Annotated in this window: 10 protein-coding genes and 1 pseudogene; 7 read left to right on the top strand and 4 right to left on the bottom strand. The window is 70.0% G+C overall.

The features are described 5' to 3' along the window. The first annotated feature begins 738 nt into the window (after window positions 1–738). Entirely contained in the window at window positions 739–2,481 is a 1,743-nt protein-coding gene (locus V7E46_RS27610) for an RICIN domain-containing protein (protein WP_333770954.1), read from the top strand. A gap of 77 nt (window positions 2,482–2,558) precedes the next feature. On the opposite strand, the gene V7E46_RS27615 is transcribed toward V7E46_RS27610, so the two are convergent. Beyond that, window positions 2,559–3,578: a LacI family DNA-binding transcriptional regulator gene (locus V7E46_RS27615; RefSeq protein ID WP_333770955.1), complete on the bottom strand. Its 1,020-nt coding sequence runs from the start codon at window positions 3,576–3,578 to the stop codon at window positions 2,559–2,561. A gap of 266 nt (window positions 3,579–3,844) precedes the next feature. On the opposite strand from V7E46_RS27615, the gene V7E46_RS27620 reads away from it, so the two are divergent. The 4 genes from V7E46_RS27620 to V7E46_RS27635 all read left to right on the top strand — a co-directional run bounded on the left by V7E46_RS27620 (window position 3,845) and on the right by V7E46_RS27635 (window position 9,153). Next, window positions 3,845–5,809, top strand: a complete 1,965-nt coding sequence (locus V7E46_RS27620; RefSeq protein WP_333770956.1) for a glycoside hydrolase family 127 protein — start codon at window positions 3,845–3,847, stop codon at window positions 5,807–5,809. 61 nt (window positions 5,810–5,870) lie between these two features. Next, window positions 5,871–7,115 (top strand): sugar ABC transporter substrate-binding protein, encoded by a 1,245-nt coding sequence (locus V7E46_RS27625; protein ID WP_333770957.1) that lies wholly within the window; start codon window positions 5,871–5,873, stop codon window positions 7,113–7,115. Between the two features lie 269 nt (window positions 7,116–7,384). Then, window positions 7,385–8,332: a carbohydrate ABC transporter permease gene (locus tag V7E46_RS27630; RefSeq protein WP_333770974.1), complete on the top strand. Its 948-nt coding sequence runs from the start codon at window positions 7,385–7,387 to the stop codon at window positions 8,330–8,332. Beyond that, complete coding sequence (locus tag V7E46_RS27635; protein WP_329171510.1) at window positions 8,329–9,153, top strand: carbohydrate ABC transporter permease; 825 nt, start codon at window positions 8,329–8,331, stop codon at window positions 9,151–9,153. Before V7E46_RS27630 ends, V7E46_RS27635 begins: the two co-directional genes overlap by 4 nt. A gap of 290 nt (window positions 9,154–9,443) precedes the next feature. Here the strand turns inward: V7E46_RS27635 and V7E46_RS27640 are convergent, their stop codons facing one another. Then, window positions 9,444–9,920 carry a Dps family protein gene (locus tag V7E46_RS27640; RefSeq protein ID WP_443054366.1) on the bottom strand — a complete coding sequence of 159 codons (477 nt, stop codon included), beginning with the start codon at window positions 9,918–9,920 and terminating at the stop codon, window positions 9,444–9,446. Window positions 9,921–10,271: 351 nt separating this feature from the next. After that, the gene (locus tag V7E46_RS27645; protein WP_443054367.1) at window positions 10,272–11,588 is read right to left on the bottom strand and encodes a PP2C family protein-serine/threonine phosphatase; all 1,317 of its coding nucleotides are present in this window, start codon (window positions 11,586–11,588) and stop codon (window positions 10,272–10,274) included. 563 nt (window positions 11,589–12,151) lie between these two features. Between V7E46_RS27645 and V7E46_RS27650 the strand changes: the two genes are divergently transcribed. Then, complete coding sequence (locus tag V7E46_RS27650; protein WP_333770976.1) at window positions 12,152–12,319, top strand: hypothetical protein; 168 nt, start codon at window positions 12,152–12,154, stop codon at window positions 12,317–12,319. Between the two features lie 20 nt (window positions 12,320–12,339). Here V7E46_RS27650 and V7E46_RS27655 read toward each other — a convergent pair. Further along, window positions 12,340–12,543, bottom strand: a pseudogene (locus V7E46_RS27655) (FAD-dependent monooxygenase); the annotation flags it as partial. Between the two features lie 240 nt (window positions 12,544–12,783). On the opposite strand from V7E46_RS27655, the gene V7E46_RS27660 reads away from it, so the two are divergent. After that, entirely contained in the window at window positions 12,784–13,140 is a 357-nt protein-coding gene (locus V7E46_RS27660; protein ID WP_333770959.1) for a PRC-barrel domain containing protein, read from the top strand. Window positions 13,141–13,439 lie beyond the last annotated feature (299 nt).

A 13,439-nucleotide genomic window follows, 5' to 3' on the forward strand; every position in this document is an offset into this window, starting at 1 on the left:
CCAGTTCCTCTACCAGGGCAAAAACCCCAACGCAGGCGGCAGCTACGACCAACTGCCCTGGCGCCCCGGAGTCCTCACCCTCCAGCACTGACCCACCAGACCGTACCCACCGACCGAGGGGCCCCGGCCGTACGCCCGCCAGGGCCCCTCTCCCCGCTTGGTGCGGCCGGCCGGCCCCTGGCCCCTGGCGAGCTCGGGGAGGGGGCTCTGCCGGCCTGAGCGGTGGCGGCCTGCTCGCGCGGCGACGGAGGGACCGGGAAGCGGCCGACCGCTGCCCGGGAAGCCGTGCGACCCCGGCCCCGACCGGGATTCCGGCGTCCTCGCCGCCCAGTGCTCGCTGCACATTCAGCAGCACCTCCCGATCGCGCCGAAGCGCCTGCAACCCCTCGTCGAGTGCCGCAACGTCATCGGCGGTTCTCTCCCGTCCCTCCGCGTTGGCCCCGGCGCCCGGTTGATCCGGCCTGCGCATCGGTTGAGGAAAACGTCTTCTCGGCGCTCGTCGTCGGCTCTGCGCGGAGCCAATCGCGGTATCCGCAGGGAGCGGTGGCCTTGCGCGCTCCCTTGACCCGGGATTCGGCCGGTCCTACGGTATCCGCTGGAAAACCGTTTGCTCGATTGCGCAGAGCGCACATGACGTAGGCCGGCCGAACCAGGCACCGCAGGACGGGCGGGGCGCTGGTGTCGACGGCGCTACCGGTTGCACGGCATCACCCCAACTCCTCAGGAGGGCATTTCGCCATGCGTGGATTCGCGCATCTCCAGCCAAGGCGGCCGCTGGGCCGCACCCTCGGTCTGGGAGCCGCAGCGCTGGGCGTGGTCTCGACCGCGTTCCTCGGCGCCCCCGCCCAAGCGGCACCGACCCCGTCCACCACCCTCGTGGTCAACGCCAACCAGGTCCTGCGGCCGGTCACCCATGTCGCGACCGGCTCGCTGTACGGACTCGCCAACGCCAGCGCGCCGGCCGACAACCTGGTGCAGGCGATCAAGCCGAACACATTCGTGCAGATGCCCGCCGGCGGACACCAGCAGGGCTCGGGTGACATCCTGGTCGTCGCACCGAAGGCCGCCAGGGCGGGCGCGAAGGTCGTCAACCGGCTGTCCGACTACTACGCGGGCTGGCCGTACCAGTTCAGCTGGAGCAACTGGCTGAGCGTGGTCGACGACCAGATCGCCAAAACCAAGGCCGCGGGGATCACCAACCTCGCCGCCTACGCACCGTGGAACGAGTCCGACAACACCTGGCTCTCCCAGAACGGCACCTTCGAGGACTTCTGGACCAGGACCTACCGCGAGATCCGCTCGAAGGACTCCACGACGCCGATCCAGGGCCCGAGCTTCTCGGACAACATCAGCGACATGGACAACTTCCTGAAGAACGCGGTCGCCACCAACACCGTGCCGGACATCATCGCCTGGCACGAGCTGATCCGCTCCTCCAAGATCGCCGGCGACGTCGCCACCGTCACCGCGCTGGAGAACAAGTACGGCATCAGCCCGCGGCCGATCGCCATCGAGGAGTACGCAGCCCCCTCCGAGGTCGGCATCCCGGGTGCCCTGGTGGGCTACGTCGCCAAGTTCGAGCGGCTGGGCGTCCACGATGCCGAACTGGCCTTCTGGAACCAGTCCGGAGCGCTCGGCGACCTGCTGACCGGCCAGGGCGGCAGTCCCAACGGCGCCTACTGGCTGTACAGGTGGTACGCCGACATGAGCGGCTCGATGCTCACCACCACCGCGCCCGCGCAGACCGGCATCGACGGAGCGGCGTCCCGCAACAGCGCGGGCAACGAGGTCGACGTCATCTTCGGCGGCGGGTCCGGCGACTCCGCCGTCACTGTGAACGGCCTGAACTCACTCTCGGCCTTCGGGTCGACCGCGCACGTCAAGGTCGAGTACACACCGTCGCGTGGCCGCACCACCGCGGTGTCAGGGCCGATCACCCTGTCCGATTCCAACTACACGGTGAACAACGGCTCCATCACCGTCCCGGTGACCACCAACACCACTGACGGGTACCACCTGGTGATCACGCCGGGAACCGGGGGCGGATCCACCACCCTGGACGGCAACTACCTCATCACCAACAAGAACAGCGGACTCGCGCTCGACACCCAGAACAGGGGCACCGCCCAGGGCACCCTGGTCGACCAGGCCACCCTCAGCTCCTCGTCCACCCAGACCTGGAGCCTGGTGTCCGCCGGCTCCGGTCTCTACAAGATCCGCAACCAGGCGAGCGGTCTGCTGCTCGGCATCACCAACGCCGGCACTTCGGACGGCGCCACGGCGCTGATCTGGGGCGACAACGGAACCTCGGACCACCTGTGGAGTGCCGTGCCCGACGGCACCGGCTACTACAAGATCGTCAACAGCAACAGCCACCTGCTGCTGGGCGTGCAGAACATGAGCACCAGCAGCGGCGCCCAGGTCCTGCAGTGGGATGACAACGGTACCGCCGACCATCTGTGGAAGCTCACCGCACGCTGACATCCGGTCGCCGACTCCGAGTCGATGAATCAGCCCGGCCGGTCGCCCCCGAAGTCCAAGGGGCAACCGGCCGGGTGTCAGGCGGAATCACGGATGACCAACTGGCAGGGAACGGTCCGGACACCGCCGGCCGTCGTGCCGTCGATGGCGTCCAGCAGCCGCAGGGCGGCAATGCGGCCGATCTCGCCCAGGTTCATGTCGATCGTGGTGAGCGGGGGACGCGAGGCAAGCGCCATGGTGTCCCAGTTGTCGTAGCCGACGACGGCGGTGTCGTCGGGAACGTGCCGTCCTTCCTCGCGGAGCGTGTCGGTGACGCCTCGGGCGATCTGGTCGTTCCCGCAGAAGAAAGCGTCGGTTCCCGGCGCGGCGCGAAGTACGCTTCGGGCGGCTCGCCGTCCCCAGGCCTCGCTCCAGTCGCCGAAGTACACCTGCCCGCCTGAGAGTTCGAGGCCTGCACGGGCGAGCAGGTCCTGGGTGAGCCCCGCGCGCAGGCGGGCCGCCGCGTGGTGGGCCGGGCCGGACACGTGTGCGATGCGCTGCCGCCCCGAGCCGATCAGGTGCTCCACGGCCAGCCGGGCCCCGCCCTCGTCGTCGCTGGCCACCGACATGTCCGCGGAATCCTCCGACGGGGCCAGCGCGTAGACGGTCGGGACGTCCTGCAGGCCCCGCAGCGGCGGCCTGGGGTCCGTACGCCGTCCGGTGACGATGATGCCGTCCACCCGGCGGGCCAGCAGGGTCTGCACGTAGTGGCGTTCGCGGATCGCGTCGCCACGGGTGTCGCACAGCAGGACGGAGATCTTGCCGGCGCCGAGCGCGTCCTCCGCGCCGAGCAGCACCGGCGTGCTGAAACGGCCGATTCCGTCGGTGGTGATCAGTCCCACCGTCCAGGTACGCCCCGCCAGCAGCGCCCGGGCCTGCTCGTTGGGCTGGAAGTCCAGGCGCCGTGCCGCTTCGAGCACCCGATCGCGGGTCTCAGGACGCATGCGGCCGTTGCCGCTCAGCGCCTTGGACGCCGTACCCACGCTGACGCCCGCCACCACGGCCACATCCGTCAGTGTCACCCGCCCCGGACGTGGGCGCCGATCAGTCTCTGTCACGGACAATCCTTTTCTCATCTTCAGGCCAGCATTCATCCTGCCAGTAGTCGGCCGGTATCCCAAGCCTCATGCGCAGACCGCACAGTGACCGCGTGAGAGGTCTTGACGGCCTCGCCGGGCGTCCCTAGGTTTCGTTCAAGAAAACCGTTGCTCATCTCGAGCGCGGGCCGATCCGTCGACGGCCGGTGCATCCGCGTGGACGTGACCCGCGGTGTCGCCGGCCGGAACGGCATCCTTCGCCCGACCGTACATTCCAGGGGAGATCCATGTCCCAGAGCAAACCGACATCACCTGGCCCTGCCGGGCCCGTGCGGCCGGGGCCCGGGGGCGCCCTGCGTCCCGTTGCGGCGGCCGACATCACGGGCGGTTTCTGGCATGGCCGCCGTGAGGTCAACGCCCGTGTCGGGATTCCGCAGGGGCCGGACCTGCTGGAGTCGGCCGGGAACCTGCAGAACCTGCGGCTGGCGGCAGGCACGGCCGAAGGAGCTATCAGGGGCGACCTGCCCTTCATGGACTCCGACGTCTACAAGTGGCTGGAGGCCGCCGCCTGGCAGCTCGGCGCGTCGGCCGCTCCTGTCGAGGCCGGCCCGGCTGCCAAGCCCGGGTTGGCCGCCGATGTGGATCGGATCATCGCGCTGGTCGCGGATGCCCAGCAGCCCGACGGCTATCTGAACACCTGGTTCCAGGTGACCGCGGACGGCCGCCGCTACGAGGACCTGCGCTGGGGGCACGAGCTGTACTGCGCCGGTCACCTCATCCAGGCCGCGGTCGCCCACCACCGGGCGACCGGCGGCAAGGAACTGCTGGACGTGGCGGTCCGGTTCGCCGACCACCTGGACTCCGTCTTCGGCCGCGGCAGGCAGATCGACGGCTTCGACGGCCACCCCGAGGTCGAGACAGCGCTGGTCGAGCTGTACCGGGAGACCGGCGAGCGGCGCTACCTGGATCTGGCGGGCTATTTCGTGGAACGCCACGGCCACGGCCTGCTCGGCGGTGAAGCGTACTGCCAGGACCGGACGCCGCTGCGGGTCCAGGAGAACGTCGAGGGCCACGCGGTGCGCCAGTTGTACCTGCTGGCCGGTGCCGCGGACCTGGCCGCGGAGACCGGGGACGCCGGACTGCTGGCGGCGTGCGAGCGGCTGTGGGCGGCCATGGTGGCCACCAAGACCCACATCACCGGCGGACTCGGCGCCCATCACGACGAGGAGGACTTCGGCGACCCGTACGAACTTCCGAACGAGCGTGCCTACTGCGAGACGTGCGCCGCTGTCGCATCTGTGCACTTCAGCTGGCGGATGGCGCTGCTCACCGGGGAGGCCCGCTACAGCGACCTGATCGAGCGCACACTCTTCAACGGCTTCCTCGCCGGCGTCTCGCTGGACGGCGAGAGCTGGCTGTACGTCAATCCGCTCCAGGTCCGCGACGGCCACACCGACACCGGCGGCGACCAGTCCTCCCGCAGGACCCGGTGGTTCCGCTGCGCCTGCTGCCCGCCCAACGTCATGCGGCTGCTCGCCAGCCTCCAGCACTACATCGCCTCCACCGATGCGGGCGGCCTGCAGATCCACCAGTACGCCACCGGCCGATACGCCGGCGACATGGCCGGTGACCCGCTTGTTGTGAGCGCTCACACGGACTATCCCTGGTCGGGAACCGTGCGGCTCACCATCGAAGAGTGTCCCCTGGACAGGCCGTGGACCCTGTCCCTGCGCATCCCCCAGTGGTCCACCGGCCACCGGATCTCGGTGACGGGATCGGAAGCCGCGCCCGCCACCGTGGAGGCCGGCTGGCTGCGGCTGGAGGGACGGTGGACCCCGGGTGACGAGGTCACGCTCGAACTGGCCACCGCACCGCGGCTGGTGGCGGCCCACCCCCGCGTCGACGCCGTCCGCGGCTGCGTCGCCGTCGAACGCGGGCCACTCGTGTACTGCCTGGAGGGCGTCGACAACCCTGGTGGACTGGACGACGTCGTCATCGACACCACCCGGCCGCTTCTGGCGGAGCCACGCCCCGAACTACTGGGCGGCGTCGTCACGGTGACGGCCGCAGGGTACCGGCGCACTCCCCCCGACTGCGGCTGGTGGCCCTACCGCGATCTCGACGGGCCGGATCGCACCTCCGCTCGGCACACCACGTCCCAGGACCTGGCGGTGGCCCTGACCGCCGTCCCCTACTACGCCTGGGCCAACCGGCACGGCGGACCCATGCGGGTGTGGATACCCGCTGACTAGGCCGCAGCCTCCCGCTCGCGCTCATTCTCATCGACCCGTCACGAACCAGCCAAGGATCACCATGAGACACACACGCTTCGCCATCGCTGCCGTCGCGGCCTGTACCACTCTGGCCGGGGTCACCGCCTGCGGCGGCTCCGACGGCGGCTCGTCCTCGTCCGCCGCGTCGGGGACCTACACCTTCTGGGACCCCTACCCGCAGTTCGACGGTTCCTCGGCGTGGGCGAAGCTGGTCGCGGCGTGCGGCACCAGAGCGGGCGTCAGCGTCAAGCGCACTGCGTACGACACCACCGACCTGGGCAACAAGGCCCTGCTTGCGGCCCAGCAGGGCAACGCCCCTGACGTGATGCTCGTGGACAACCCGGTGGTGTCCACCCTGGTGCAGGCCGAGATCCTCAACAAGATGAGCGACGTCGGTGTGTCGACCACGTCGATCCAGGCCAACATCATCGGCGCCGGCACCCTGGACGGTTCGTCCTACGGCATCCCTATCGGAGCCAACACCCTGGCGCTGTACTACAACAAGAACGTACTCGACGCCGCCCACGTCGACCCTGCCTCGGTCAAGGACTGGGACTCCCTGACCGCGGCACTGCAGAAGGCCAAGGCCGCGGGCAGGAAGGGCATCACCTTCTCCGCGATCGGCACCGAGGAGGGCAGCTTCCAGTTCCTGCCCTGGTTCTGGGGCGCCAAGGGCGACCTGACCCACTTGGACAACCCCGACGGGCAGGCTGCACTGACGCTGTGGAAGAACTGGGTCTCCCAGGGATTGGCTCCCAACGACGTGCTGAGCAACACCCAGACCACCAGCTGGCAGGAGTTCGCCACCGGCCAGTACGCCTTCGGGGAGAACGGCACCTGGCAACTGGCCAACGCCAAGAAGGCCGGCTTCCCCTACGGTGTGATCAGCATCCCCGCCCGCGCCGGGGGCGCCGCTCCGGCGCCGACCGGGGGAGAGTTCGTGACGGTGCCGGTGCAGAAGGACACGGCACGGTACAAGGTCTCGGCGAAGATCGTCGCCTGCCTGACCGACAGCCCGAACCTGCTGGCGACCGACACCACCTTGTCCTACATCGCCCCCACCGGCGTGGTGCAGAGCCAGCAGACCACCGCCGACCCGGAACTGAAGCCCTGGACAGAGGCAGTGGCGGCTGCCCGTGGGCGGACCAGCGACGGCCTGGGCGTGCGCTATCCGGTGATCTCCCAGCAGTTGTGGACGGCGGTGCAGTCGGCGCTTTCCGGGAGCAAGAGTCCGCAGGCGGCGCTGAAAGCCGCGCAGTCCGCGGCTGACAGCCACAAGGACTGACCGATCCGGCCTCCGCGCAGGCCTCCGCGCCATCGGGTACAGGGCTGTCCCGGCCCGGTATTTGATGAATGAGACCCCGCCGTGCCGCCGCCCGTCCCGGCGGCACGGCGGAACCTGCACCGTTCCGGCCTCCCGAGCCTCCCGCGTCCCCCCGTGTACCGGGACGGCGACGGTACGTGCCCGGGCTGGATCGCGGTCCGCCCCGGCAGCCCACTGATGGAGGAGTACATATGTCCACCGTCCACGTCGACGGAGTCCCGTTGCCGCCGATGGAGCCCGGGACCGGTCGCGAGCAGGCGCGCTCCCGGCCACGCCACACCGCCCCGGGCCGTCATGGCCGCAGGACCTCACAGCTGGCCGCCTGGGGGTTCCTGGCGCCGGTCATCGTGTACCTGGGGGCGTTCTACGCCTATCCGCTGTACCGCAACCTCGACCTGTCGTTGCGGCACTACACGGTGCGGTCCTTCGTGCAGGGCGGTGCGCCCTTCTCCGGCTGGGACAACTTCCGGCAGGTGATGGACGACCCGACGTTCGGCACCGCCCTGCGCAACACGATGGTCTTCACGCTGGTGTCGATCCTCTTCCAGTACGTCCTCGGGCTCGCGCTCGCGGTGTTCTTCCACCGCGGCTTCCGTCTCGCCCCGACACTGCGCGCGCTGTTCCTGATCCCGTGGCTGCTGCCGTTGATCGTGTCGGCCTCGACCTGGTCGTGGATGCTCAACAGCGAGTCAGGCGTGGTCGACTACGCCCTGCATCTGACCGGCATCGGGGAGGTGGACTGGCTGACCTCGCCGCACTGGGCACTGACCTCGGTGATCATCGCGAACATCTGGATCGGCGTCCCGTTCAACCTGGTCATCCTCCACAGCGGCCTGCAGAACATCCCCGCCGAGCTTTACGAGGCCGCCTCGCTGGACGGCGCGAGCGGCTGGCAGCAGTTCCGGCGCATCACCTTCCCGCTGCTGCGGCCGGTCTCGGCCATCACCGTACTGCTCGGCCTGATCTACACCCTCAAGGTCTTCGACCTGATCTGGATCATGACCAAGGGCGGCCCAGGCGACGCGTCGACCACCCTGTCCACCTGGTCCTACCGCTTCGGCTTCGGATCGCTGCTGCCGCAGTTCGGCCCCGGAGCCGCGGTCGGCAACATCCTCATCGTCATCGCCCTGGTCTTCGGCCTGTTCTACATCCGCCTCCAAAGGAGCCAGCCGGCATGACATCCCGAGTGTTCCGCTCCCGCCGCAACACCGTCATCGGCGTCGTCCTGACCGCGGTCATGCTCTTCCCGGTCTACTGGATGGTCAATGTCTCGCTCACCCCGCAGCAGGACATGCGCAAGAGCCCGCCTGACCTGCTCCCGCTGCACCCCACCTTCACCGGCTACCGGGCCGTCCTCGACGACCAGCTGCCCTACCTGTGGGTGAGCCTGCTGATCGGTCTGGGCACCGTCGCGCTGACCCTGGTGCTGTCCGCGCCGGCCGGCTACGCCATGGCCAAGCTCCGCCCGCGCGGCGGAGGCCTGGTCGGACTGGTGCTGCTGATCGCCCAGATGATCCCCGGGATCGTGATGGCGATGGGCTTCTACGGCATCTTCCTCAACCTCGGCATCATGAACACCTGGTGGGGACTCGTCGTGGCCGACTCCACCATCGCCGTGCCCTTCGGCGTGATGATCTTCACAGCGTTCATGTCCGGGATACCGGACGAGCTGATCTCCGCGGCCAAGGTCGACGGCGCCAACGCCTGGCGCACCTTCACGTCCGTCGTCCTCCCGGTCTCACGCAACGCGGTCGTGACGGTCTCGCTGTTCAGCTTCCTGTGGGCCTGGTCGGACTTCGTGTTCGCCAACACCCTCGACAGCGGCGGCGGGATGCGCCCCATCACGCTCGGCATCTACAAATACATCGGCAACAACAACCAGGAGTGGAACGCCATCATGGCCACCGCCGTCGTGGCCTCCATCCCCGCGGCCGCCCTGCTGGTCGTCGCCCAGCGCTACGTCGCCGCCGGCGTCACCGCGGGAGCGGTCAAAGACTGACGCCGGGGAGCGGACCGACCGGCTGACCCGGGCCGCCCGCCGGAGAACGGGCCCACATGGACGCGGGCCGGTGTCGAACAGACCCTGGCCGACTTGGCTTCGAAGGGGGCTTCGCCGGGATCCGTCCGGAGCGGCCTGGCGGGGCAACCGCCGAGGAGTGCCGCCGGCACACCGGTGGCACTCCTCCATTGTGTCAGCGGCCGGCCTCGCGCAACCGGGGCGGCTGCGGTGCCGCCGGGCCACATGGGCGGCTGGAGGGTTCGTGCGGGCTGGACGGCCGGCCGGGCCGGTCAGCCGGACGCCTTGTCGGCGGCGCCCTTCTCGGTTTTGGCACCGTCGGTGAGCAGTGTGCCGCCGGTGGTCTCCAGGTGCGCGCGGACGAACCACTGGAACTGCTCCAGGTCGCGGAGCTGCCCGATCAGGAGATCCTCCGTGGCCGGGTCGATCTCACCTGTCGCCTCGACCGCCTCGCGGACGGCTTCGATGACACCGGTGTAGACCAGGTTGAGAGCCCCGAGGTGGGCGATCGCGTCCTGGCGGCCGATGCTGTAGTCGTCCCAGGTCCGGTTGCCGACCAGGGCGCCGGGCGTGCCCATGGCGACCCCGCCGAGTGCGGCGATGCGCTCCGCGACATCATCGGCCATGGCACGGACCTGGTCCACCTGGGGATCGAGCATTTCGTGGACGGCGATGAAGTGGGGCCCGACGACATTCCAGTGGATGTGCTTCAGCGTCAGGTGGAGGTCGTTCAGGGCGTGCAGCCGCATCTGGAGGATACTGATGAGCTCCGCACCCTGTTCCGTCTTCAGCCCGGGAACGGTGTATTTCGGAAGGTTTCGTGCAGGCACAGCTCTCTCACTTTCCTCAACTGACGTCTTATGGATCTCCTTGTGCCCCCTGTGGCGCTTGATGCACCTCAATTCACACCCAAGGGTGAAGGGTCCTGAGCCCCTCTGCATCCGCATCCGCCGACCCGGACCGTTGCCCGGAAGCCCTGGGCACCTTGCGGTTGCGACAGGCTGCACAGTGCGGACGTCCGCCTCTCCAAGGGCCGGTGTCGGATACGCCGGCGACGGCGCGCCGGTCGGCTGCTGGGGCATTGCCGGACACGCCAGGAGTCATCGCCCGGGGGCGGCCCGTTTCACCCCTGATGGCTGTGACGCGTTGGTGAGGTCGGCGCCGGTGGCGGCGTCCCGCTCAAAGTGGCCGGTACCGTGCCAGTCCAGGCAGATGACAGTCGCGTCATCTTCCAGACGGGCCTGATTGGCGTCGACGATCGCCGCGATGAGGGTACGGGCGGCCTCGCGGGGATGCAGCACGCGAGTGCGGACGATCAGGTCCGACAGGTCCGGGCCCGCGCCGTTGCGTTCCAGCATGCCGTCCGTCAGCATCACCAGCCGGTCTCCGGGCCGCAGGTCGAGCCGCTGGACCCGGTAGCTGTGGGGGATGCTGACGCCGAACGGCATATCGATCTCGGGAGCGATCTGCTGCACGCGGCCGTCCCGCATCCGCAGCGGCCAGGGGTGGCCGGCGTTGACGAACTCGGTCCCGCCGTCGAGCAGGCTGATCCGCAGCAGCTGGCCGGTGACGTAGCCCCGCTGCCCGTGCTCGCGCAGGGCCAGGTCGGCCTGGCGGGCCTGTTCGAGGAGGCTTGCGCCTGCCCGCCGGGCCCGGCGCAGGGCACTCACCACGAGGGTGGCCAGCAGCGCGGCGGCAACGTCGTGCCCCATGGCATCGGTCACGGAGAGCTGGACGGCGTCCCGGTCGATGACGTAGTCGAAGGTGTCGCCGCCAACGTGGTCGGCGGGCTCCAAGGCGCCGGCGACCGCGAATTGCGCGGCCTCGCACGCCAGCGAGGCCGGGAGCAGCCGGTGCTGGATCTCCGCGGCCAGACTCAGCGGGGTGGTGCGGCGGGCCCATTGGTACACGTCGGTGAACGAGCGGTTCGCTATGACGATGTACGCCAGCGCGTGTGCGGTCTCGCTGATCTCCCGCATCACCTCCGCGTCCGGCGCCGCGGGCAGGAACAGCTCAAGGAGCCCGATGGCGTCCCCGCGGTTCGTCACCGGAGCGACGATCCGCACCAGCGCCCCCTCGCCGTCGGACTCCGTGGCTGGCTGCTGCGTGCGGATCACGTCGTCGTACAGGGTGCCCCGCAGCCGAATGCGCCGGGCGGGCTCGCCGGTCCCGATGCTGCCCGCGGCCCCGAGCCGTACGACTGAGCTGCCGGTGAAATCGGTGATCAGGAACGACACCGACACGGCCCCCAAACGCTGCTTCAGCATGAGCGCCACCACATCGAGCGACTCCACGGGGGCTGCGGCCTCCGCCGCGGACAGTGTCCCTGCCAGCGTCGTCGCCCTGGTCTGGCGGCTTGCGCCGCCTGGAGGACAAGAGGGGCCGCCGCTGTTCCTGTCCGGTTCCTCCGGCGTCATGGCGGCTCCTCACTGTTCGATGGCTTCGAGGACCCCGTCCCGGACGGGTGAGAGACCGGGGTCGGCACCAGGACAGGTCATATTGCATCACGCGCCTCTCCGGCCCGGCTCGGGTATGCGGCGGCCCCGCCTCCCAGCCCCTTATGGGCCGTGTGCGGCCAGGGCCCGCACCCGTGCGCTGCTGGAGAGCGAGGACGCGGGCCTGGTTCCGCGACGACCTCACCGGCGCCCGGTTGGCCGCCTCCCGGCTGGCGCGCCTCCGGGGCGGCTGGGGAAGGGGCCGCCCGACGGACCCCACCGGGCTCGTCCCAGGCGTGCTTCCCACGCGGCCCGCGCGGTCTCGTCGCCGAGGTCGTCGTGGACGCTGCCGCGATTGTCGTACAGCTCGGGGAACGGCGGCCCCAGCCGCTCCGCCTCGTCCAACGCCGCCCGCGCCGCGTCAGTTGGCGACGTCGCAGTCGCTGATACGCACGTCGGTACTGCGGGACAGCGCGACGGCGACGTGGGGGAAGGAGGCGGCGGTGTTCAGGGGGCTGGCGGCCCGGCCGAGGAAGCGCACGCGGGTGATCGTGACGCTGGTCCTGCCGGTGGCGGTGAGGGCCCCGGTGGTGTCGGCCCGTAGCAGCGGCCTGCTGCTGAGCGCCGCCTCCCTCACGGACAACACCGGCCTCACCCAGCAGTCGGCGTCCGCCGCGGGCAACCACGTCTGGCAGTTCACGGCAGTGTCCTGACCGGCTGCGTCGGAGAGGGCACGAGTGAGTTCACCGGCGTCACGAGCGGCGGTGTCGGTACCCATCGCCAGGACCGGGCTCATCGCGTGGATCGCGTCGCCGATCAGCGTGACCGCCGCTTTGTCCGCGAGGACATCCGGGCGACGGTCACAGCTGGACACCCGCGCCGGCGGTGCGCCTGCCGTTGCCGGACAGAGCTGGAACAACGGGGCAGTTTTTCGCATTCCGCCTAGCGCTCATCGCGCTGGCACGCCCTCGCCCGCCCTGGCGCCTGCCATGCGGGTCTGACGCCGCCGTGCCGGGCGGAGCACGCCGGAGGGTCCGGCGTGGACGCCGTGTTCGGTCTGGGGCAGGGGTGTGTACGGGCGGCCGGCAGGGGTACCCGCACATTCGTGGAGCGGCGACCGCTTTTCTGTGGTTCACCCGCTTCGCGGTTTTCTGGCAGCCAAGGAAGGACGCACGCAATGAGCGACAACATCTGGACTTACGGGGCGGCTTCCGGCTATCAGGCGGACAGCGACCTGACCGGGTACAAGGTCGACGCGAGCGACGGCCACATCGGCAAGGTCGACAAGCACTCCGAGGACGTCGGCGCCGCCTACCTGGTGGTCGACACCGGGGTGTGGATCTTCGGCAAGTCGGTCCTGCTGCCGGCCGGGACGGTCTCCGGCATCGACCATGACGCCAAGGTCGTGCACGTCGCCCGGACGAAGGACGAGATCAAGGACGCGCCGGAGTTCGACAAGGACAAGCACACAGCCGACGCGGACTACCACCAGCAGGTCGGCGGCTACTACGACGCGAACGCCACCCGCGGATAAGACTCCGCGCAGCGCGGGGGGGGGGGGGGGGGGGGGGGGGGGGGGGGGGGGGGGGGGGGGGGGGGGGGGGGGGGGGGGGGNCCCCCCCCCCCCCCCCCGCCCCCCCCCCCCCCCCCCCCCCCCCCCCCCCCCCCGCCCTGATCGATGAAGCCGAAGCTCGTTTCCGGGATGGACCCCTCGACGGTTCGGCTGGCCACGCCGGGCATCAGGTGCCGGCCCTGGCCGGGGTCCGGCCGTTCGTGAGGCCGGGGGCGCCCTTCGCTCATCTGCCCGCCGGCCTTTGCATCTTTCGGGGGACG

Origin of the sequence: Streptomyces sp. IBSBF 2435 (assembly GCF_036815005.1) — a bacterium.
GTDB lineage: Bacteria > Actinomycetota > Actinomycetes > Streptomycetales > Streptomycetaceae > Actinacidiphila.

Coding starts and splice junctions, on each gene's coding strand:
- V7E46_RS27610 (WP_333770954.1), top strand. CDS start 739: ATGCGTGGATTCGCGCATCTCCAGCCAAGGCGGCCGCTGGGCCGCACC.
- V7E46_RS27620 (WP_333770956.1), top strand. CDS start 3,845: ATGTCCCAGAGCAAACCGACATCACCTGGCCCTGCCGGGCCCGTGCGG.
- V7E46_RS27625 (WP_333770957.1), top strand. CDS start 5,871: ATGAGACACACACGCTTCGCCATCGCTGCCGTCGCGGCCTGTACCACT.
- V7E46_RS27630 (WP_333770974.1), top strand. CDS start 7,385: ATGGAGCCCGGGACCGGTCGCGAGCAGGCGCGCTCCCGGCCACGCCAC.
- V7E46_RS27635 (WP_329171510.1), top strand. CDS start 8,329: ATGACATCCCGAGTGTTCCGCTCCCGCCGCAACACCGTCATCGGCGTC.
- V7E46_RS27640 (WP_443054366.1), bottom strand. CDS start 9,920: ATGCGGCTGCACGCCCTGAACGACCTCCACCTGACGCTGAAGCACATC.
- V7E46_RS27645 (WP_443054367.1), bottom strand. CDS start 11,588: ATGACGCCGGAGGAACCGGACAGGAACAGCGGCGGCCCCTCTTGTCCT.
- V7E46_RS27660 (WP_333770959.1), top strand. CDS start 12,784: ATGAGCGACAACATCTGGACTTACGGGGCGGCTTCCGGCTATCAGGCG.